This window comes from Pseudomonas sp. GW823-FHT04A03 (assembly GCF_058796615.1).
The window spans coordinates 254,167-274,114 of the sequence record NZ_JBXAIV010000003.1 but is presented as its reverse complement, the minus strand read 5'-3'; the positions used below and the strand labels follow the sequence as shown (position 1 = coordinate 274,114).

The 19,948-nt window shown below is 60.8% G+C and carries 20 protein-coding genes and 1 pseudogene; 6 read left to right on the top strand and 15 right to left on the bottom strand.

Going from position 1 to position 19,948, the window contains the following annotated elements:
- Positions 1-143: 143 nt before the first annotated feature.
- Together AC1Q9F_RS11080 and AC1Q9F_RS11075 are read left to right on the top strand one after the other, a co-directional pair.
- A complete protein-coding gene (locus AC1Q9F_RS11080) occupies positions 144-530 on the top strand; it encodes a tetratricopeptide repeat protein (protein WP_492619921.1) in 387 nt (128 codons plus the stop codon).
- 218 nt (positions 531-748) lie between these two features.
- Positions 749-1,108: a PilZ domain-containing protein gene (locus tag AC1Q9F_RS11075; protein WP_129973149.1), complete on the top strand. Its 360-nt coding sequence runs from the start codon at positions 749-751 to the stop codon at positions 1,106-1,108.
- A 46-nt stretch (positions 1,109-1,154) separates the two neighbouring features.
- Here AC1Q9F_RS11075 and AC1Q9F_RS11070 read toward each other — a convergent pair whose 3' ends face one another.
- The 8 genes from AC1Q9F_RS11070 to AC1Q9F_RS11035 form a co-directional block, all read right to left on the bottom strand.
- Entirely contained in the window at positions 1,155-1,559 is a 405-nt protein-coding gene (locus AC1Q9F_RS11070; RefSeq protein WP_207983786.1) for a DUF6124 family protein, read from the bottom strand.
- A gap of 544 nt (positions 1,560-2,103) precedes the next feature.
- On the bottom strand, positions 2,104-2,319 hold the full coding sequence (locus tag AC1Q9F_RS11065; RefSeq protein ID WP_207983785.1) for a hypothetical protein: 216 nt from the start codon (positions 2,317-2,319) through the stop codon (positions 2,104-2,106).
- Positions 2,320-2,512: 193 nt separating this feature from the next.
- Positions 2,513-3,847 (bottom strand): DUF58 domain-containing protein, encoded by a 1,335-nt coding sequence (locus tag AC1Q9F_RS11060; protein ID WP_207983784.1) that lies wholly within the window; start codon positions 3,845-3,847, stop codon positions 2,513-2,515.
- Positions 3,844-4,845, bottom strand: coding sequence for an AAA family ATPase (locus tag AC1Q9F_RS11055; protein ID WP_207983783.1), 1,002 nt, complete (start codon positions 4,843-4,845; stop codon positions 3,844-3,846). The genes AC1Q9F_RS11060 and AC1Q9F_RS11055 overlap by 4 nt, the downstream gene beginning before the upstream one ends.
- Entirely contained in the window at positions 4,842-6,008 is a 1,167-nt protein-coding gene (locus tag AC1Q9F_RS11050; protein WP_492619922.1) for a DUF4350 domain-containing protein, read from the bottom strand. Before AC1Q9F_RS11050 ends, AC1Q9F_RS11055 begins: the two co-directional genes overlap by 4 nt.
- The gene (locus AC1Q9F_RS11045; protein WP_492619923.1) at positions 6,005-7,549 is read right to left on the bottom strand and encodes a DUF4129 domain-containing protein; all 1,545 of its coding nucleotides are present in this window, start codon (positions 7,547-7,549) and stop codon (positions 6,005-6,007) included. The genes AC1Q9F_RS11050 and AC1Q9F_RS11045 overlap by 4 nt, the downstream gene beginning before the upstream one ends.
- Positions 7,536-8,513: a stage II sporulation protein M gene (locus tag AC1Q9F_RS11040; protein ID WP_492619924.1), complete on the bottom strand. Its 978-nt coding sequence runs from the start codon at positions 8,511-8,513 to the stop codon at positions 7,536-7,538. The genes AC1Q9F_RS11045 and AC1Q9F_RS11040 overlap by 14 nt, the downstream gene beginning before the upstream one ends.
- Complete coding sequence (locus tag AC1Q9F_RS11035) at positions 8,510-9,235, bottom strand: RDD family protein (RefSeq protein ID WP_492619925.1); 726 nt, start codon at positions 9,233-9,235, stop codon at positions 8,510-8,512. Before AC1Q9F_RS11035 ends, AC1Q9F_RS11040 begins: the two co-directional genes overlap by 4 nt.
- Positions 9,236-9,415: 180 nt before the next feature.
- Here AC1Q9F_RS11035 and sbcB point away from each other — a divergent pair, with 180 nt between their 5' ends.
- On the top strand, positions 9,416-10,846 hold the full coding sequence (sbcB, locus tag AC1Q9F_RS11030) for an exodeoxyribonuclease I (RefSeq protein WP_492619926.1): 1,431 nt from the start codon (positions 9,416-9,418) through the stop codon (positions 10,844-10,846).
- A gap of 101 nt (positions 10,847-10,947) precedes the next feature.
- On the opposite strand, the gene mvaT is transcribed toward sbcB, so the two are convergent.
- Entirely contained in the window at positions 10,948-11,325 is a 378-nt protein-coding gene (gene mvaT, locus AC1Q9F_RS11025) for a histone-like nucleoid-structuring protein MvaT (protein WP_007951234.1), read from the bottom strand.
- A gap of 339 nt (positions 11,326-11,664) precedes the next feature.
- On the opposite strand from mvaT, the gene purU reads away from it, so the two are divergent.
- Together purU and AC1Q9F_RS11015 are read left to right on the top strand one after the other, a co-directional pair.
- Positions 11,665-12,513, top strand: coding sequence for a formyltetrahydrofolate deformylase (gene purU, locus AC1Q9F_RS11020; RefSeq protein ID WP_207983777.1), 849 nt, complete (start codon positions 11,665-11,667; stop codon positions 12,511-12,513).
- Between the two features lie 92 nt (positions 12,514-12,605).
- Positions 12,606-12,782, top strand: a complete 177-nt coding sequence (locus AC1Q9F_RS11015) for a hypothetical protein (RefSeq protein ID WP_007951232.1) — start codon at positions 12,606-12,608, stop codon at positions 12,780-12,782.
- On the opposite strand, the gene gpgF is transcribed toward AC1Q9F_RS11015, so the two are convergent.
- From gpgF to AC1Q9F_RS10990, 5 genes and pseudogenes are all read right to left on the bottom strand, one after another.
- Positions 12,766-13,764 carry a glucosaminyl phosphatidylglycerol flippase gene (gene gpgF, locus AC1Q9F_RS11010; RefSeq protein WP_492619927.1) on the bottom strand — a complete coding sequence of 333 codons (999 nt, stop codon included), beginning with the start codon at positions 13,762-13,764 and terminating at the stop codon, positions 12,766-12,768. The genes AC1Q9F_RS11015 and gpgF overlap by 17 nt on opposite strands.
- Positions 13,761-14,537 (bottom strand): N-acetylglucosaminyl phosphatidylglycerol deacetylase, encoded by a 777-nt coding sequence (gene gpgD, locus AC1Q9F_RS11005; protein ID WP_492619928.1) that lies wholly within the window; start codon positions 14,535-14,537, stop codon positions 13,761-13,763. Before gpgD ends, gpgF begins: the two co-directional genes overlap by 4 nt.
- Positions 14,530-15,642, bottom strand: a complete 1,113-nt coding sequence (gene gpgS, locus AC1Q9F_RS11000; RefSeq protein ID WP_492619929.1) for an N-acetylglucosaminyl phosphatidylglycerol synthase — start codon at positions 15,640-15,642, stop codon at positions 14,530-14,532. Before gpgS ends, gpgD begins: the two co-directional genes overlap by 8 nt.
- Before the next feature lie 159 nt (positions 15,643-15,801).
- Complete coding sequence (locus tag AC1Q9F_RS10995; RefSeq protein WP_371807424.1) at positions 15,802-16,566, bottom strand: methyl-accepting chemotaxis protein; 765 nt, start codon at positions 16,564-16,566, stop codon at positions 15,802-15,804.
- 93 nt (positions 16,567-16,659) lie between these two features.
- A pseudogene (locus AC1Q9F_RS10990) lies at positions 16,660-17,691 on the bottom strand (HAMP domain-containing protein); the annotation flags it as partial.
- Between the two features lie 188 nt (positions 17,692-17,879).
- On the opposite strand from AC1Q9F_RS10990, the gene AC1Q9F_RS10985 reads away from it, so the two are divergent.
- Entirely contained in the window at positions 17,880-19,367 is a 1,488-nt protein-coding gene (locus AC1Q9F_RS10985; RefSeq protein ID WP_207983771.1) for a helicase HerA-like domain-containing protein, read from the top strand.
- Positions 19,368-19,377: 10 nt separating this feature from the next.
- On the opposite strand, the gene AC1Q9F_RS10980 is transcribed toward AC1Q9F_RS10985, so the two are convergent.
- Positions 19,378-19,833, bottom strand: a complete 456-nt coding sequence (locus AC1Q9F_RS10980) for a DUF721 domain-containing protein (RefSeq protein WP_207983770.1) — start codon at positions 19,831-19,833, stop codon at positions 19,378-19,380.
- Positions 19,834-19,948 lie beyond the last annotated feature (115 nt).

Sequence of the window (19,948 nt, the reverse complement as noted above, 5' to 3'; positions counted from 1 at the left end):
AGGCTACTATGCTCTTGGGGTGTAGTCATTGTTCGTTTGCACTACTTAATACTTTCTTTATTGAACACGGCAACTTTGGGACAAACGCGCCTGAAGATTTCCGACCAGGGGTCGATACAGAGCACAAGACAGGAGAACCCCCCATGCGATTCGTGCCCATTGCCGCCCTTGCCCTCAGCGTCCTCGCCGTCACGGGCTGCACCCGTTGGTCGATGAACCATCATTTGAACAACGCCTACAGCGCCTACGACCGGGGCAACTGCGAGCAAGTGATGCTCGAACTGTCCAAGGTCGAACGCGCCAGCCGTGCCCGCCCTTATGTGTGGCCGGAAGTGTCGATGATGCGTGGCCAGTGCCTCGAACGGCAGAAAATGTTCGTCGATGCGGCGCAGACCTATCAGTTCATCATCGCCTCGTACCCCAACAGCGAATACGCCTACCGCGCCCGCGCGCGTCTGGAAACCCTGCAGAGCCTGGGTCACTACCCGACTCGCAGCGCTGCCGCCGTGGTACGTCCAACCAGCTTCTGATGGCGGTTGTCATACAAAAGCTGGCTGCTTGTATAGGGTGAGCTATAGTCGATTGACACCGGTACAGATCGATATCTGTACCGGCGCAACACCTGCGACTGGCATGAGATGCACGTGGAGAGCGCCACACCGGGAGCGGGGAGAGCGGGTCTGACGCACAGGCCCGTTCCGAAGCGAGAGTGCGGCTCTGTGATGGAGCCTTGCATGGCGAATTGCGTATGTTTACCGACCGTCGAATCGAACGGCACCAGCTGCCGTATTTTCTGCGAGTGTTCAACAGCGTCACCGACAAACCCATCGGCTTTCTTGGCAATGTGTCCGAAGACGGTTTGATGCTCATCAGCCAGTTGCCGATGATGATCGGTGCCGAATTCAACCTGCGCCTGAAAATCCCCTTGGGCGAGGGTTGTCAGCAGGTCATCGACCTCACCGCGTGCTGCCTGTGGTGCCACGAAGACGCGACACCCCAGCATTACGACGCAGGCTTCAGCCTGTACCGGACGCCGCCCGAGTATGGGCAACTGGTCGAGGCGTTGAAGCAGTACTTCAGTTTTCAGCCGTTGCCTGCCTCGGCCTGAAAACAAAAAAGGGCCACAACCTGCCGAAGGTTGTGGCCTTTTTTTCTTACGCGGTTGTCGCAATCGCCCGTTCGTTATCCAGCGTCTTCTCCACCAGCAACAACCCCAGCTCACTCAACTGATAGATCGCCATCGCCAGATGCCGCGGCTTGTCGTCCAGGCTGTCGGCCAGGTCGAGCAGCAGGATGCTGACCGAAGAAAAGGTTTCGTAGGTCTGGATGGCGATGGCTTCCGGGTTAATGTCCGGATCGACCTTGAACATCTGCATGCCGCGATCCACGGAGTTGCGCGGTTTTTCGGGCGAGGGATTGAGGTAGAAGTCGAGGGCCCGGTGGGCGGCGTCGTGGAGTTTCTTTGAATCGGTGGAGGCGTAGGGAGAGACCGGATCGGTTTGATCAGTCTTGTCAGTTGGATCGATATCCGAAGGCGGATTTGGTGTAGCTTTAAACATACCTAACTTCCTAATAAGTTGGGCTGTTACCGCTTCGCGACTAAACGAGGGGGTGGCAGCTGTAAGCAGGTTAGTCGACCGGGGAAGTAGGCTTTTCCGGCGTGCCCGGGGGCACCCTGCTCACAGCCACCATCGAGTGCAGGGATAGGGAATACCCGACTGGACGATGCGTTTGCAAACCTATCTTACCTCGGGCGACTAAACCCGGCCGCTGATTGGCAGCGACGGGGATCAAGTTACGGGGCAACGCTAAGGTGCACAAGCCAGCGGATTCGCGCTTACATGTAGGCAAAAGCGTCACGTGTTGTAGCCTCAATTCCACCGTTTTTCTGTTGTCCACAAAAAGTGAGAGAGCAACAGTTTTGCCTCTCTTTTTGAAGGTTTTTACACGTGGGGCAGAGCTAGTGTAGTCGTAGGCAAAGGGAGTTTTCTTGAGAACCGAGCTGTAAGAAAACCCCCAGTTAATTATTAGTTTTTAGAGGACACGAACCGTAGAAGAAATACATCGAAAGATCTTGGAGACATAGGTGAAGGTCCGAGAGCTTCAGCTGGGACGTTTTCCTTTCAGCTTGGCCAAACCTTGATTGATGAAGCCAGCGTTTTCTCCAATTGTAAAAAGTGCTTCTCGGACGTTGTTTCCGGTATCCACCATTCCCTGTGCTTCGACCTGGAGTACTAATTCCATCAGAGCGGCCTCCAAGCCGAGTTGATTCTGATACATCCTTTCCAACACGTCTGATAGAGAGTATTGAACGGTCATTCTTAGGCTCCTTTTTGCAAAAAACCAAGCATAGCAGTGGCATTTGCGAGTGTTAGTTGGCTAGCGATTTCTACTCAACTGGTGAGATGCATCAGCTTGTGATGCTCCTCGGGTGAACTGAGCCAGCTTATTGTTTAGAGCTTTTGATTTTCGTAGTTTTAATCTGGCCCTCCCGTGTGTATTTCACAATGTGTTAGCAGAGTGCTCCAGATTTTTTCCAGCTCAGATATCGCGAAATTACATCTGTACTCAATTCACTTGGGGGGACATCTATCACTTGCACTCCTTGGGCACTCAATTTTTCATGGAGCACCGATCGGGCGTTCAGGTAATCCACTGTTGCGCAGTATTCAAGCGCTTGCTCAATCGTTTGCACCTGCGAATGCCGTCTATCTTCAAGCGTGCTTTCACGCAGGCTGGCCACGAGTACTCGATGCTGTTGGCTTAGTTGTCTGACGGCGTCCAGCAATTCCTCATCATCCTTATCCCGCACATTCGTCACCAGCACCACCAGCGCCCGGCGTTTTTGCTTCGCCAGCAACTGATTCACCGCCGCCGGATAATCCGCCGAACGCCGCGTGCTATCCAGATCGTAAACACCGTTGAGCAACACCTTGAGCTGCCCCGCGCCTTTGACCGGTGCAATAAACCGATGCTGATCACTGGCGAAGGTGGACAACCCCACCGCATCCCCTTGCCGCAACGCCACATAACTCAACAGCAGACACGCATTCAACGCATGATCGAAATGCGACAGCTCCCCATCCTGGCTGCGCATCTGTCGCCCGCAGTCGAGCATGAAAACAATCTGTTGATCCCGTTCGTCTTCGTATTCTCGGGCAATCGGTGTGCGGTGGCGGGCGGTGGCTTTCCAGTCGATCTGGCGCAGGCTGTCGCCTTCGCGAAATTCCCGCAGTTGATGGAATTCCATCCCTTGGCCACGACGTTGGCGCTGGCGTACGCCGAGCTGGCTGAGCCAGTTGTCGACCGCCAGCAACTGGCCGCCATAAAGGCGGGCGAAGTCGGGGTAGACGCGGGTGTGGTCGGTGATGTTCAGCAGGCGTTTGCCGGACCACAGGCCCAAGGGGCTCGGCAGATTGAGCTCGCAGGTTTCGAAGGTGAAGTGGCCGCGCTTGAGCGGGCGCAGGCGATAGCCGATCAGGCTGCGCTGGCCGGGTTGCAGTTCGGTGAAGAGCGGCAGGTGTTCGTGGCTGAGGCCGTCGGGTACGTGGTCGAAGAGTTGAATGGCCAGTGGCTGGGCGAAGTCGTGTTCGATGTCCAGCCGGATTTCGCTCCAGCGACCGAGTGCCAGGCTGCCGGGCATCTGTCGTTGCACGCGGGGCGAGGGCAGGCGCTTGAGGCGCAGCGCGTCCAGCAGGCTCAGCGCAAACAGCGCCAGCAACAATCCCCAGTTGATCGACAGCAGGCTCGATGGCACCTCGACGTCCAGCGCCTGCAACGCGCCCAGCACAATGCCGATGGCCAGCAGGATCGCCAGCCAGATCAACAGCAGGCGCGAGGGTTTCACAGGCGCGGCGCCGGCACTTGGTCGAGCAATTGCTGAAGGACTTGATCGACTTGCAGCCCTTCGATGTCCAGCTCCGGTGCAAGGCGTACGCGGTGGCGTAATACCGCCAGTGCGCAGCCCTTGATGTCGTCCGGGATCACGAATTCGCCGCCGCGCAACAAGGCCCGGGCGCGGGCGCAACGCACCAGTGCAATAGAGGCGCGTGGCCCGGCACCGAGGGTCAGTCCCGGCCAGGTGCGGGTGCTGCGGGCCAGGCGTACGGCGTAATCGAGCACCTGATCGTCCAGCGGCAGATCACTGGCGATGCGTTGCAGGGCTTGCACGTCCTTGGCTTGCAACACGGTGCGCAGCGGTTGCACGTCGAGCATGTCGGCGCGGGTCGAGCGGCTGACCTGGCGCACCATGTCCAGCTCCTGATCGGCGTCGGGATAATCCATGCGCACCTTGAGCATGAAGCGATCAAGTTCGGCTTCGGGCAGCGGGTAAGTGCCTTCCTGCTCAATCGGGTTTTGCGTGGCGAGCACCATGAACGGCTGGGCAATCGGCAGGGCCCGGCCTTCGAGGGTGACCTGACGTTCCTGCATCGCTTCGAGTAAGGCTGCTTGCGTCTTGGCCGGGGCGCGGTTGATCTCGTCGGCCAGCAACAGGTTGGTGAACAACGGGCCTTTGCGCAGTTTGAATTGTTCGGTCTGCAGGTCGTAGACCGCGTGGCCTGTGACGTCGCTGGGCATCAGGTCCGGGGTGAACTGGATGCGCGCGAACTCGCCGCCGAAGCATTTTGCCAGGGCGCGTACCAACAAGGTTTTGCCGAGGCCGGGAACGCCTTCGAGCAGCACGTGACCGCCAGCGATCAGCGCGGTCAGCACGTCGTCGATCACCGGGTTCTGACCGATCAGCGCCTTTTGCAATTCACCGCGCACCGCTTGCGCCAACTGGCTGGCGCGCTGGCGTTGCTGGGCCGCGTGGCTGGGCGAGCCGGGTTCGATGTGTTCGGTCATAGCGTGTTCCTCAAGGCTTGCAGGTGGGCAACCTGACGGCAGAATTCGGCGCTGGACATACGCCGCTTCGGTGCCGGGCTCAGGGCCTGGCTGATGGCACGGGTCGGCTGGCGGGTCAGGCGCGACAGCACCAGCCATTGTTCGGCGACGTTCAGTTGGTCGAAGCCGGGATGACGGTGACGGGCGCGGCGCAGGACGTCTTGCTGCAACGCTTGCAGCAAGGTCTGTTGGCCGTTGTGACGGAGGATGAAATCGGCACTGGCGCGCAGGTGTTCCATCAACTGTCGACGACCACTCGGGGCGGGCGCCTGCACCGGGCCTTGGCGTACGCCGACATGCCACAACCACAGACCGATCAGCGCCAGCAGGGCAACAATGGCTTGCGGGAAATAGCGCCAGAGCAGGGTCAGCAGACCGTCGTGTTCGGTGTTGTACAGCAGTGTCACAGCGGTATCGGCGCTCAGATACCAGAGCAGCCACGCGTTGTCGTGCTGGGCGATGGCCGGGGTTTTCCACAGGTCGGCATCGGTGACCACGGTAATTGAACCGACGCCGTAGGGCAGTTGCATCATGTGGGTGGCGCGGGCGCTGTTGGCCCAGGCCTGGGCGAGGTTTTTCGGGTCGTCTAGGTGGAACGCGGTGTCGAACCCGGCATAGGCGGGGGCGTCTTCGTCTTCCAGATAGAGCTTGGTCAGATTGGGGTAAGGGTCTTCGGCGTCGTCCGGCGGCGTGCCCTTGAGATCCTTGGTGAAGGATTGATGCAGTTGCACGCGGTCGAGCAGCAGGTCGTTGCTCTGTCCGGTCTTTTCATCCCAGATCGATTCGGCGACGAACACCAGCCTTCCGCCGGCCCGGGCCCAGTTCAGAACCTGATCGACCTGACGCGGAGTCATTTTCGAGCGGTCGTTGAACATCAGCAGCGTGTGTTGGCGCGGGTCGATTTCAGGCAACACGGCGAGGCTTTCGGCATGACTGACGTCGATCCCGCGTTCGCGCAAAAACATCTCCGCCGCCAGATAAGGATTGGCTTGTGCAGCGGGGGACGGGCCGTGATCGACCTCGGCCTGGTAAGGCGTGGCCTTGAGGTACAGATAAATGCCCAGCGCACCGAGCAGGGCGACGATCAGCGCGCCACCCAAAAGCCAGAGCGCGCGCCGGTTCAACGGGCGGCTCCTTGGCCGAACAGGGTGCGCCAGCCCTCACACAATTCCTGTTGCAGATGCGCCGCCGGTGCGCGGTGCCCGTAGGCCATGTTCTGCCAGTGGCCGGTGAGGTGACGGCTATAGGTGAGCAGATCCGGACGCTGCAACTGTTCGACCCGGGCCAGCACTTCGCTTTCGGTGTCGGCGGGTTTCAGGGTCAGGTTGAAGTCGTGCAATAGATGACTGAGCAGCGCCCGGTACAGCAGACCCAACGCTGCGCGCGGTTCGGTTTGCCAGAGCTGTTCCGCGTGGCTGGCGATGTCATCGGGCAACGTTTCCTTTTGCAGATCCAGACCGAAGGCCTGTTGCGGCAAAGGTCTTTTGTACGCTTTGGGCAAGCGCGGACGGCGGCCGACGAACGCTTGCAGAAAATCCCGATAGCGCCAGATCAGCCAGCCGAGCCCGGCGATCACCGCGCCCCACAGGACGACTTCGATCGCCTTGGCCAGGCCGTCGAGGTGTCGGCCGTCCAGCCAGTCGAGCAGGGTTTTCAACCATTGCGGTGCCTCGCCTTCCTTGGACTTTTCGGCAGCCGCGGGATCTTCGCCGAAGCGATAACGGGTGACGGTTTCCTTGTTCTTGAACGGCGGTTGTTCGAGCAAGGCCTTGATGCTGTTGCGGGACGCCTCGCTGGTCAGTGGCTGGTTCAAAAGACGCGGTGCATCCGGAGCAGTGGCAGGGTCGGCAGCCCAGGCTGAGGGCACGCCCGGCAGCAGCAGACACACCACCAGCAGCAAGCCGATCGCGCTGCTGTTCAAACGCTGGCGCAAGCGGCGGAACACCAGTTCGATGTCCCAGGCTTCGAGGACGGTGCGGCGGTTCAGATACAGACTGAACCCGCAGGCGACATACACCGGTTCCCAGATCACCAGGATCAGCGCATAGAACGCATTGGTCAGATGTTCCAGCCAGCGCCATTCGTAGTCAGCCGCGAAGACCAGGGTTTGCCAGTCCCAATCGGTTTCGACCTGTTGCGGCAGTAGCAGGTAGAACAACACCATCGCGCCGATCCACAGCGCCGTTTCCAGATGCACGCCGATGATCGTCAGCCACTGTGCGGCGCCGGCATTGCGTTGCAACAACACCTGCAAACGCTGCTGGCGGGCAGTGCCGTCGAGGCCTTCGAGTTGCAGCACGGGCAGCAGGAAGCTGCGACTGAGGCTGAGGCGACGCCAGGTCAGGCTGGCGATGAGTTGCGGCTTGAGTAGGCGCGGCCACTGGCGCAAGGCCTGTTTCAAGGTGGGTGTTTCGCCGAACAGCGCCTTGGACAGGATGTACAGCGGCAAGCGTTCGTAGGCCGGTTTCAGCCACCAGAAGATGAACACGGCGAGCGACGGTGAATCCCACAATAACAGGCTGAGCACCGCGAACAGCGGCAGGGTGACGATGGCCCAACTGGTCATCAGCAGGCGCCGATGTTGCTGGCTCATGAGCACGCCCAGGTCCATGGCTTCCCAGGTGGTGCGCGGACGGATCGCCACGGTCGCGTCACTCAGGCGCATGGCGGGTCCTTCCGGCGAACAGCAGATAGATCGTCACGCAGAGCCAGAGCCCGGCGCCGACCAGGTATTTGGTCTGCGGCGTAACCCCGGTGCGCGACGACCAGTAGGCTTCGATAAACGCGGCGATCAACAGAAACAGCATCACGCCGCAGATCAGCAGGATGCTCTGGCGCGCTGCGATCTGCAGGGCCTCGATTCGTGTCAGGCGTCCCGGCGCGATCAATGCCCAACCCAGTTTCAGTCCTGCCGCACCGGCCAGGGCGATGGCGCTGAGTTCGAACGCACCGTGCCCGATCACGAACGACCAGAAGGTCTGGCCGAAGCCGATTTCACTGAGATGCCCGGCTACCGCGCCGATGATCAGCCCGTTGTAAAGCAGGAAAAACGCGCTGCCCACGCCCAGCAGCAAACCGCTGGCGAAGGTCTGAAAGGCGATGCCGATGTTGTGCATGATGTAGTAGCCGAACATCACCCAGTCCTCGCTGGCGGCGCGCTCGGCCGAACGCCCGAGATGGCCGGCGGCGGGGTCGTACATGCTCTGCATCTCGCGGACCTGATCGGCGGGGATGAGGTTGTAGACCAGCTCCGGAAACAGGAAAACCAGCAAGCCGAAACCGGCCAGGCTGCCGAAGAACAGCACGGCGGCGGCGAGTACGAAACGCCATTCCGCGCGCACCAACCGTGGAAAGCCTGCCAGGATGAAACCCAGCACGTTGGCCCCGAGCTGGCTGCGATGCCGGTAAAGCTGTTGATGGCCGCGCAGCACTTGCTGTTGCAGCGAGTCGACCAGAAAACTGCTGTAGCCACGTTCCTGCGCCAGCGCCAGATGCTGGCAAAGTCGGCGATAGGCCTTGGGAAATTCCGCGACCTGCGAAGTGTCCTTGCCTCTTTCAAGTCGTTCGAGAGCGAGGGTGAAGCGCTCCCATTCGGCCTTGTGGCGGGATTCGAAAAGGCTTTGCTTCATGTCGGACCCAACAGGCCGCGAGCGATGCCGTTGAGTTCGCCGACGGCTTTCGGCGCACTGATATGCAGCGGCTGAGCGAGCAACGCCGCGAGTTCATTGACCCGCGCCGTCGACAGTTCACCCTGGCGCTCGGCGAAGGCGAGCAGGGCGCGTTGTTCGGTCAGGGTCAGCGGGATCGGTGAGCGGCGCGGTTCGGCATCGGGCAATTGCGGGCGCTTCAGAGGGCGTTCGCTGTAGATCACCAGCGTGCCGGCAGCGATGTCGCCGAGGCGTTTGAAGGTCGGGTGTTGCAGGCAACTGATCGCACCGAGGAAATAGCCGAACGGCATCAGGTCGACAAAACGTAGCAGGTTGCGCAGCAGCGACGCCGACCAGCCGACCGGTGTGCCGTCGTCGTGCACCACCCGCAGGCCCATCCATTGCTTGCCCGGCGAGCGGCCCTGACGCAGCACTTCGAACAACACCATGTACCACCAGCTCACCACGAACAGCAGCAGTGAGCCCAGGCCGATGCCGAGTTTGCCGAGCAGCGCCAGCACCATGAGCATCAAGCCCAGGATCAGCCCGCGCAACCCCAGATCGAGGGTGAACGCCACAGCACGCACCATCAGGCCGGCGGGACGCAGCGGAAGGTCGATGCCTTCCGGCGTTTCGACCTGGTGCCGTGTGTCCAGTGGCGGGCTCAGCGGTGCTTTCCTTGGCGGTGCTGTGGTCTCGAGCATGGGCTACCTGATGTTGCCGGATCGGGATGCAAGTGCGTCCGATGCTAGCAGTCTCTCGGGGGGAAACGACATAACTATGTCATACACATCTTTCAACCAAAGGTGACTGAATGATGCGGTGCTGGCCGCGACAGCGGTCGAACGCCTAGACTTTGCCGATCTTCAGTTCAGGAACCGCCCGTGACTTCCATTTTCTGGTACGACTACGAAACCACCGGCATCAATCCCCGATGCGACCGCCCGTTGCAGGTGGCCGGGATCCGCACCGACCACGAACTCAACGAAATCGACGCGCCGGTCAATCTTTACTGCCAGCCCAGCGAAGACATCCTGCCGCACCCGGCGGCGTGCGCGATCACCGGCATCACCCCGAGCCGCCTCGCCGAGCAAGGCTTGAGCGAAGCCGACTTCATGACCCGGGTCCATGCCCAGCTCGCGGCTCCCGGCACCTGCGGCGCGGGTTACAACACCCTGCGCTTCGACGACGAGATGACCCGCTACAGTCTGTACCGCAACTTTTTCGATCCCTATGCCCGTGAATGGCAGGGCGGCAACAGTCGCTGGGATCTGATCGATGTAGTGCGCGCCGCCTATGCGTTGCGCCCGGACGGGCTGGTCTGGCCGACCGATGACGAAGGCAAGGTGACGCTCAAGCTCGAACGGCTGACTGCCGCCAACAACATCGATCACGGCAATGCCCACGAAGCGTTGTCGGACGTGCGCGCCACCATTGCCCTGGCCCGGTTGATCCGCGAGAAGCAGCCGAAGCTGTACGACTGGCTGTTCCAGCTGCGCAGCAAACAGAAGGTCATGGACCAGATTCGCCTGTTGCAGCCGATGGTGCACATTTCCGGTCGCTTCTCCGCTGCGCGCAGTTATGTCGGCGTGGTGCTGCCGCTGGCCTGGCATCCGCGCAACAAGAACGCGTTGATCGTCTGTGATCTGCACCTGGATCCGCAGGGCCTGCTCGACCTGGATGCCGAAACATTGCGTCAGCGCCTGTACACCCGGCGTGACGACCTGGCCGAAGGCGAATTGCCGGTGCCGCTCAAACTCATCCACATCAACAAGTGCCCGGTGGTGGCGCCGTTGTCGGTGCTGAGAGCTGAAGATCAGCAGCGTCTGGGTCTGGACATGGCGTTGTATCAGGCGCGTGCATTGCGACTAAGTGACGCACAACAAGTTTGGAAAGATAAAGTCTCGGCGATTTATGCCAGCGAAGATTTCACCTCGGGTGAAGATCCCGAACAACAGTTGTACGACGGATTTATCGGTGATCGCGATCGTCGTTTATGTGAGCAAGTGAGGACGACCGATCCTGCTCAATTGGCGCGAGAGCAATGGCCGTTCGATGATGAACGTTTGCCTGAATTGTTGTTTCGATATCGAGCACGTAACTTTCCCGATACGTTGAATTTCGAAGAGCAAGAACGCTGGAAAATCTTTTGCCGGCAACGCTTGTCCGCGCCGGAGTGGGGCGCCCCTAATACCTTGCAATCTTTTGCCGAGGCCATGGAGCAATGGCTGCTTAGTGCCGCGCCGATGCAGGCCGAGGTGCTGGTTGAATGGCAGAACTATGTCCAGGCATTACGCAAACGTTTGGATCTTTGAAATCGAACATGTCCGGCGCTTGAATGCCGGGCATAAAAAAAACGCCAGCATTCGCTGGCGTTTTTTTTGTCACAGAGGCGCTCTGCGACAAGGGTTGCGGCTTAGCCCAGCAGGGTAGCCCAGCCTTCAACCACGTCACCGCCCCACTTGGCTTTCCACTCTTTCAGAGTTTTGTGGTTGCCACCTTTGGTTTCGATGACTTCGCCGTTGTGCGGGTTTTTGTATTGTTTAACTTTGCGAGCACGCTTGGTGCCGGTAGTTTTGGCTGCGCCGCCACGTGGTGCTTTGGTTTTGGACTCTGGATCCAGCAGCGCGATGATGTCGCGCAGGGATTTGGAATATTCGCCCATCAGTGTGCGCAGTTTGCCTTCGAATTCCAGCTCGGCTTGCAGTTTGTCGTCTTGCGACAGGTTCTTCAAACGGGCTTGCAGCTCTTTGATAGCTTCTTCGGTGGCACGATATTCGTTGATCAAGGACATGATTACTACCTTATGTGGGAGTGCGCGATGGCAGGGGACAGTGCGGCAATAATAGTCAGGCTGTTTCATCAAGTAAACATTTAACCGGGGTTTTTATTTGAATTAGTTACGTTGAAAAGCCCTGAATTGATTGTTCAGTTAAATATTGTGATGGAGTCTTCACAGATATTCACACAGGTCTGTTCAAGCATGGCTATTACTGCGCCATCATTCTGGCGTTTGTCAGCGTCAAAAAAGCTGGGACGGCCTGCCGTGAGGCTCCGAGGGTCATCAATACTGCAGTTTTTCCGCGCAGTCGCTAGAATGGGCGCCTTTGCGAAGTTCTGGAGTTTTCCCCTCATGCGCACTTTTCGGCTGGTGATTTCTTGCCCGGACCGCGTTGGCATCGTTGCCAAAGTCAGTAACTTTCTGGCGGCCCACAATGGCTGGATCACCGAAGCGAGCCACCACTCGGATAACCAGGTCGGCTGGTTCTTCATGCGTCACGAAATCCGTGCCGATTCCCTGCCTTTCGGTATCGAGGTGTTGCGCGAGAAGTTTGCACCGATCGCCGAAGAGTTCTCGATGGACTGGCGCATCACCGACACCGAGCAGAAAAAACGTGTGGTGCTGATGGCCAGCCGCGAATCCCACTGCCTGGCCGACCTGCTGCACCGCTGGCACAGCGATGAGCTCGATTGCGAGATCTCCTGCGTGATTTCCAACCATGACGACCTGCGCAGCATGGTCGAGTGGCACGGCATTCCTTATTACCACGTCCCGGTCAATCCGCAGGACAAACAACCGGCCTTCGACGAAGTGTCGCGCCTGGTCAAGCAGCACGACGCCGAAGTGGTGGTGCTGGCGCGCTACATGCAGATCCTGCCGCCGGACATGTGCCGCGAATACGCGCACAAGGTCATCAACATTCACCACAGCTTCCTGCCGTCGTTCGTCGGCGCCAAGCCGTACCACCAGGCGTCTCTGCGCGGCGTGAAGCTGATCGGTGCGACCTGCCACTACGTGACCGAAGAGCTGGACGCCGGCCCGATCATCGAGCAGGACGTGGTCCGCGTCAGCCACAGCGACAGCATCGACGACATGGTGCGTTTCGGCCGTGATGTCGAGAAGATGGTACTGGCCCGTGGCCTGCGCTATCACCTGGAAGACCGCGTGCTGGTGCACGGCAACAAGACCGTGGTGTTCTGATCGAACCTTTCGGTTGAAAAACAAAGGGCCTGGGCGTTCAATCGCCTCAGGCCCTTTTTTTCGACTTGTTGCAGCCCTGTGAGGAAGCGTTCATGAGCGATCCACTGGACAAAGCCACTTCCAAGGCACCCGCCACCCTGGGCGAAGGCTGCCTCAGCCGCTATGACCCGGATGACCTGAGCCCGGAGGACGGCACGGAGTTTCCCGGCGCTGCCGAACTGTGGGAACAACTCAAGGACGAAGAGGATGACCTCAAGAAGCCCGTCTGACGCTCAGCAGCTTTTTCAGCAACGGCCGGCCCAGCATCAATAGAAACACCGGGCCACCGACCAGCAGATAGAAGTAATACGTCACCACCCGCCAGATCAGGATCGCCGCCGCCGCGGTCGATTTGCCGACCATCGGCGCCAGCAGCGCCGCCGAGGTCAATTCCGCCGCACCGGCACCGCCCGGCAACAGGCTGAATTGCCCCGCACCCAGCGAAAGCATCTGGATCAGAAACGTCCAGGCCCACTGCACATCCGCCCCCAGCCCGCGCAACGCCAGATACAGCACGCTATAGCGCAGCGACCAATGCACGCAGGTCAGGACGAACACCTTGATCAATGTCTGCCATGGCAATTTCAGCGCATCGGTGAAAGCGGCCAGAAAGTGCAGCAACTGCCGCGCCCAGCGCCGTCGGGTACGGGGTTCGACGTTCATTCCGGCCAGCAGGCGCCCGCTCAGGCGAATCAATCGACGGTGATAGCGCGCGACCAGCACGCAACTGAACAGGCCACCGGTCAAAGACAGGGCACTGACGATCAGTAGCCACTCCATACGGTCGCTGAGATGCTGAAACAGCGCGTAGATCAGGATCCCGCTCAAGGCGCAGAGAAAAAACAGCAGATCGCTCAACTGATCCATTGCAAACACGGCGCTGCCCCGGGCAGGGCGCACGCCGCTGCGGGCCAGCAATGCCATGATCGTCAACGGCCCGCCGCTGCCGCCAGGCGTGGCGCACCAGGCAAATTCGGCGGCCATCACCACCCCGAGGCTTTTGACGGGCGTGACCCGGTCACGCTGATCGCCGAGCAACAGCCGCAGGCGCAAGGTGTTGATGCCCCAGCACAGCAGAACCATGGCGAACATGATCAACAGCCAGCGCAGCGGAAAGGCTTGCAGGCGCTCCCAGGTTTCGCCGCCTCCGAGCAGGACGGGCACCGCCACGGCCACCAGCAGGCCGATCAGCAACAGAATGCCGCGGCTCAAGCGGCACGCTCGGCTTGAGTGCGCTGGCGTGTCAGCCAGTCGATTTTGGTCATGGGCACGCGTCCGTCCGCCAGCAGTCGTTCAAGGGTGCGCCACCAGTAATCCCGGGAAAACCGGTGGCGCATGTCCACCGGGTGCAAGCCTAGACGAATCACCGGCGCCTGACGCCAGCGCTGTTCCCGCTGTTCGCTGACCACCTTCGACATGCCGCGACGCCAGGCGCTGCGTGCGCTCCAGACCAGTCCCGGGGCCTCGACTGCGGTGAAGTCCGGCAAGTGATAAAGATGCTGCGGATCGCTGGTGTAGCGCAGCGGCAATTCGCGCAGTGCCTGGCGTGTGCCGGCGCTCATCAGCCAGGCCGGGGCGACGAAACCGTGAAGCGGCCAGCCGTGGCGCCGAAACAGATCGATGCCCGGGCGCAGCCGGGCGAGGGCGGCTTCACGAGACAACTGATAGAACTCGCCTTCATGGGTGTAGACACGGCGCATGAACCAGTCGCGCGCCGTGCGCGGGCCGGGTTCGGTGTCTTCATGAAAGTGGCCGTGCAGGGCCAGTTCATCGCCGCGTGCGACGCGTTCGTCGAGCATTCGACAAAACGCCGGATGGGCTTCAAGGGCATCGTGTCGATGGAAATCCGGGACCACCAGCCACGTCATCGGGACGTTGCCCAACCGGTCAACGGCTTCGACGAACGCTCGATAATCGGCCCACGTGGAGGGCGCCACGTCATGCAGCACCAGCATCAGCGCCGGGCGCTCGTGAAATTCAGCCATTGGCCACCCGTGGAACCGAATTGCCGAGCACGGCGTGGTAATGGCCCAGCAGGCTGTCGACCACTGTGTCCCAGGCGTAATGCCGTTCGACATGCTGGCGTGCCTGCTGCCCGAGTACGCCAGTCCCGCGACTGAACAGTTCGCGCACGGCATTGGCCATGGCTTGCGAGTTGTTCGGCGCGCAGAGCAGGCCGCAGGATTCTCTGACGATTTCCTCGAATGCCCCGGCCGCCACTGCCACCACCGGAATGCCGCAGGCCATGGCCTCCAGAATCACCAGACCGAAGGTTTCCTGATCGCCGGCGTGGATCAGCGCGTCGGCACTGGCCATCAGCCGCGCGACCTGCGCGGCCGGGCAGAACCGGTCGATCACGCTGACGTTGTCCGGAACGGACGCCGGCATCGACGAGCCGACCAGCAACAGGTGATAACGCGGGCCCAGGCGTTTCATGCAGTCGAGCAGCACCGGCAGGTTTTTCTCCTTGGAACCGCGACCGGCGAAGATCAGCAGGCGGGTGTCCTCGGCGATCCCCAGGTCGCTGCGCAACCCAGCGTCGCAGGCATCCGGGTGGAAAGTGTTCAGGTCAACGCCCAGCGGCTGCACGAACACGTTGCGCACACCCAGCCCGCTGAGCTTGTCGGCCATGACCTGGCTGGGCGCCAGTACCCGGTCGAAATTGCCGTACAACTTGCGCACATACGCGTCGACATTCGGCGTGACCCAGTGGCCCATTCGGTTGCCCACCAATAGCGGCAGGTCGGAGTGATAGAAGCCGATCACCGGCACATCCAGCTGCCGACGCGCATCGAGCGCGGCCCAGGCGGTGAGGTACGGGTCGCCGACTTCGATCAGATCCGGCTGCAGATCCTGCAGGACGTTTCGCCAAGGGGCCAGGCGCAGGGGAAAACGATAGCCCTTGCCAAAGGGCAGGGCGGGGGCGGGAACCGTGTAGACGCCATCCTGTTCGCCGAAATGCGCGCCGGGAATCAGCAGGCTGTGGCGGATGCCGGGTTTGCCCCCCAGCCGACGGTGCTTGGCATCCAGATAGGTGCGCACGCCGCCGCTGGCCGGGGCGTAGAACATGGTGATGTCGGCGATATGCACGGTGAACGTCCCTCCGCGTTGATCTCCCTTGGTTGACCTTTATCAAGAATAGATGTTCGGTCGGGGTTTCGCGGTGGGGTGCAGGGCTGGTTTTGGAGGGATTGTTGGCCGTCTTCGTCGGATAGCAATGAACTGACGAAGACGACCGGTAGAACGGCTTTAAATGCGGAAACTGCCAACCAGTTGTTTCAGACGCGAAGCCTGCTGCTCCAGATCCGAGCAAGCACGCAACGTCGCCTGCAGGTTCTCGACACCTTCCTGGTTCAGCGTATTGATCTCGGTGATATCCACGTTGATCGACTCGACCACTGCAGTCTGCTCCTCGGTCGCGGTCGCCACCGACTGGTTCATCCCGTCGATTTCACCAATGCGCTGGGTCACGCTGTTCAGGCGTTCGCCGGCGAGGTTGGCGATGTCCACGCTGTCCTGGCTGTGGCGCTGGCTGTCACTCATGGTGCTGACGGATTCGCGGGCGCCGACTTGCAGCTCCTCGATCATGGTCTGTACCTGTTGCGCCGATTCCTGGGTGCGGTGGGCGAGGTTGCGCACTTCGTCCGCCACCACCGCAAATCCGCGACCGGCTTCACCGGCACGTGCTGCCTCGATGGCCGCGTTGAGCGCCAACAGGTTGGTCTGCTGGGAAATGCTGGTGATCACTTCCAGGATCTGGCCGATGTTCACGGTCTTGCTGTTCAGCGATTCGATGTTGCTGCTCGACGCGCTGAGCATGCTCGACAGCTGATTCATCGCCTTGATGCTGCGATCCACCACTTGCTGACCGTCTTCGGCCAGGCCACGGGCATCGCTGGCCTGGGTCGAGGCCTGGGCGGCGTTGCGGGCGATTTCCTGGGCGGCGGCGCCGAGCTGGTTGATCGCGGCGGCCACGCTGTTGGTGCGCGAGGCTTGCTGGTCGGAGTTGTACATCGACGAGTTCGAGGCCGCGACGACGCGCAGGGCGACTTCGTTGACCTGGCCGGTGGCCGACGACACTTCGCGGATCGAACCGTGAATACGCTCGACGAAACGGTTGAACGCCGTGCCGAGCACGCCGAATTCGTCCTGGTTCTGGATGGTCAGGCGCTTGGTCAGGTCGCCTTCGCCGTCGGCGATGTCTTCCATGGCGCGGGTCATGACGTGCAGCGGCTGGATCAGAATGCGGATCAGCATACCGAGCAGGGCAATGATGATCGCCACGGCAATCACGGTCGCGATCACGGCCGAGGCGCGGAATTCGCTGAGCATCGAGAAGGCTTTGTCTTTATCTACCGACAGACCGATGTACCAGTTCACCGACGGCAGGCCCTTGATCGGGGTGAAGTTGACGATGCGGGTCTTGCCGTCGACGGTGACTTCACTGAAGTCGCTGCTGATGCGCGGGGTGTCCTGCGGAAAGGCTTCCTTCAGCGATTTCATCACCAGGGCCTTGTCCGGGTGCACCAGGATCTTGCCGTCGGCGCTGACCAGGAACGCGTAGCCCATGCCGGAGAAGTCCCGGGCGCTGAGGGTGTTGATCAGGGTTTGCAGGCTCAGGTCACCCCCTACTACGCCCACGCTCTGGCCGGCCTTTTTCGCGGCAGTGGCGATGGAAATGATGGTCTGACCGGTGGCCGCATCGATGTACGGTTCGGTCAGGGTCGACGAGCTGCTGCTTTCCGCACCTTTATACCAAGGGCGAACGCGCGGATCGAAACCGTCCGGCATTTTCGCATCCGGGCGGATGGTGAAGTGCCCGGTGGCATCGCCGAGGTAGGACGCCATGAAGGTCGACGTCAGGGCTTTCTGTTCCAGCAGGCTGGCGACAGCGGCAGGCTCGGGATTGATGGCGATGTTCTGGGCAGCGTTCTCGATCAGCAGGATGCGCCCGCTGAGCCAGGTCTGGATGTTGTCGGCTGTGACCTCGCCCATCTCGTTGAGGTAATTGTCCAGGTCCTCGCGGATCGCATTGCGTTGCAACCAGTCGTTGTACAGCGTGAACGAGGCGAAGGCGGCAATGACGATGAGGGCGGCGGCAAGCAAAATTTTATGGCTGAAACGCAGATTTTTGTTCATGGCTTGGGGTTCCGCTAAGGTCTTATTATTCAGGGCGTGCTTCTATAGATACTCGCCAGGTGGGCTTGATGGGTACAAGCAGGTATTTCCGCTTCTCCTTAGGGAAATCTCCGATGCGGATGTCAGTCGCATCTGTCACCTTTAGCTATCGGCCATGCTCGATCAAAGATTAACCATTGGGTGACCAAATGCCTGAATCTTCGCAACTCGTCATCGGCGCCGACCTCGCCGGGCAACCGATCGCCCAGGCCATGCGCCTGGCCAACCGTCACGGACTGGTAGCCGGCGCAACCGGTACCGGCAAGACCGTTACTTTGCAGCGTCTGGCCGAGGCGTTCAGCGACGCCGGGGTCGCGGTGTTCGCCGCCGACGTCAAGGGCGACCTGTGCGGCCTCGGTGCTGCCGGCAACCCTCAGGGCAAGATCGCCGAACGCATCGCCGGCATGCCGTGGCTCAAGCACACGCCTCAGGCGTATCCGGTGACCTTGTGGGACATCCACGGTCAGTCCGGTCATCCGTTGCGCACTACGTTGAGTGAAATGGGCCCGCTGCTGATCGGCGCCTTACTGGAACTGACCGATAGCCAGCAATCGGCGTTGTACGCAGCGTTCAAGGTGGCGGATCGCGAAGGCCTGTTGCTGCTGGATCTCAAAGACCTGAAAGCGCTGCTCAATCACCTCAAGGACAATCCGCAACTGCTGGGCGAAGACGCCGCGCTGTTCACCACCGGCTCCAGTCAGGCGCTGTTGCGGCGTCTGGCCACTCTGGAGCAGCAGGGCGCCGAAGCGTTGTTCGGCGAGCCGGCGCTGCAACTGGAAGACATTCTGCAGCCGACCGCTGACGGTCGCGGGCGGATTCATCTGCTGGATGCCAGTCGTCTGGTGCATGAGGCGCCGAAGGTCTACGCGACCTTCCTGCTGTGGCTGCTGGCCGAGCTGTTCGAGCAACTGCCGGAACGCGGCGATGCCGACAAACCGCTGCTGGCGCTGTTTTTTGATGAGGCGCATTTGTTGTTCGGCGATACGCCCAAGGCGTTGCAAGAGCGCTTGGAGCAAGTGGTGCGGCTGATCCGTTCCAAAGGCGTGGGTGTGTATTTCGTAACCCAGTCGCCGGGCGACCTGCCGGACGATGTACTGGCGCAACTGGGGCTGCGGATCCAGCACGGCCTGCGCGCGTTTACCGCCAAGGAACAGAAATCCCTGCGGGCGGTGGCGGACGGCTTCCGGCCGAATCCGGCATTCGACACGTTGTCGGTGCTCACCGAGCTCGGGATTGGCGAAGCGCTGGTCGGCACCTTGCAGGAAAAGGGCACACCGGAAATGGTTCAGCGGGTGTTGGTAGCGCCGCCGCAATCGCGGATAGGGCCGTTGACCGAGACCGAGCGCACGATGCTGATCGCCGGTTCGCCGTTCAAGGGCCGTTATGACAAGCCGATCGATCGCGAGTCGGCCTATGAAATTCTGATGGGGCGCAAGGGGCTGGCGCCGGAGGCTGAAGCGGCGCCGGGCAAGCCGGCCGCGGAAGAGCCAAGCCTGGCGGACAAGGCCGGAGAGTTCCTCGGGACGGCGGCGGGGCAGGCGCTCAAGTCGGCGATGCGTCAGGCGGCGAATTCGCTGGGTAAACAGTTGGTGCGCGGTCTGATGGGTTCGTTGCTCGGCGGCAGCAAGCGCCGCTGATCAACAAGACTCAGGTTTTGGGTTTGGCGTGGGCGGCCAGTCGTTCCAGTGCCGCCCGCAGATTCGGATCGCTGATCCCGTCGGCGGTGGCCTGAATGGTCGCCGCCGCATCCGTCGACAGATCGATCGTCGGCCCGTTCGCCTCGCGCTGGACGGTCAGTGGCCGCACGGCGAACTTGATCCGCGTCAGATTGGCGAACTCGTCGAACATCTGCAGTTGCCGTTGCAGGCGCTTCTGCTGATAGCGCAGGCGCGTGGCCCAATGGCCGTCGGTGACGATCAGCAACAGCTCGCCCTCGCGCCACTTGGCCACGTGGCAGTGTTCACGGGCGGCGGGTTGCAGCTGGCTTTCGAGCAGACGTTGCAGATGGGCCAGGCGCTGGGCATGACCGAGGATGGCTTTCAACGGCCTGGCTTCGCGTAGCAGAACGGCGGGCGCTCTGGCTGTGAGAGGGCGAAATGCCATGATCTAGGACCTGAAGTGACAGAGGCGCCATGGTAGCAGATGGCACCCATTTCACTCGCCCATTGCTTTTGTCCCTGCTTTGCCCATTAAATCAACGACTAACTTCTTCGCTGTA

Coding starts and splice junctions, on each gene's coding strand:
- purU (WP_207983777.1), top strand. CDS start 11,665: ATGCGCACTTTTCGGCTGGTGATTTCTTGCCCGGACCGCGTTGGCATC.
- AC1Q9F_RS11045 (WP_492619923.1), bottom strand. CDS start 7,549: ATGCGCCTGAGTGACGCGACCGTGGCGATCCGTCCGCGCACCACCTGG.
- AC1Q9F_RS11035 (WP_492619925.1), bottom strand. CDS start 9,235: ATGCTCGAGACCACAGCACCGCCAAGGAAAGCACCGCTGAGCCCGCCA.
- AC1Q9F_RS11040 (WP_492619924.1), bottom strand. CDS start 8,513: ATGAAGCAAAGCCTTTTCGAATCCCGCCACAAGGCCGAATGGGAGCGC.
- AC1Q9F_RS10985 (WP_207983771.1), top strand. CDS start 17,880: ATGCCTGAATCTTCGCAACTCGTCATCGGCGCCGACCTCGCCGGGCAA.
- AC1Q9F_RS10995 (WP_371807424.1), bottom strand. CDS start 16,566: ATGTACAACTCCGACCAGCAAGCCTCGCGCACCAACAGCGTGGCCGCC.
- gpgD (WP_492619928.1), bottom strand. CDS start 14,537: ATGGCTGAATTTCACGAGCGCCCGGCGCTGATGCTGGTGCTGCATGAC.
- AC1Q9F_RS11080 (WP_492619921.1), top strand. CDS start 144: ATGCGATTCGTGCCCATTGCCGCCCTTGCCCTCAGCGTCCTCGCCGTC.
- AC1Q9F_RS11055 (WP_207983783.1), bottom strand. CDS start 4,845: ATGACCGAACACATCGAACCCGGCTCGCCCAGCCACGCGGCCCAGCAA.
- AC1Q9F_RS11075 (WP_129973149.1), top strand. CDS start 749: ATGTTTACCGACCGTCGAATCGAACGGCACCAGCTGCCGTATTTTCTG.
- AC1Q9F_RS11015 (WP_007951232.1), top strand. CDS start 12,606: ATGAGCGATCCACTGGACAAAGCCACTTCCAAGGCACCCGCCACCCTG.
- AC1Q9F_RS10980 (WP_207983770.1), bottom strand. CDS start 19,833: ATGGCATTTCGCCCTCTCACAGCCAGAGCGCCCGCCGTTCTGCTACGC.
- mvaT (WP_007951234.1), bottom strand. CDS start 11,325: ATGTCCTTGATCAACGAATATCGTGCCACCGAAGAAGCTATCAAAGAG.
- AC1Q9F_RS11070 (WP_207983786.1), bottom strand. CDS start 1,559: ATGTTTAAAGCTACACCAAATCCGCCTTCGGATATCGATCCAACTGAC.
- AC1Q9F_RS11065 (WP_207983785.1), bottom strand. CDS start 2,319: ATGACCGTTCAATACTCTCTATCAGACGTGTTGGAAAGGATGTATCAG.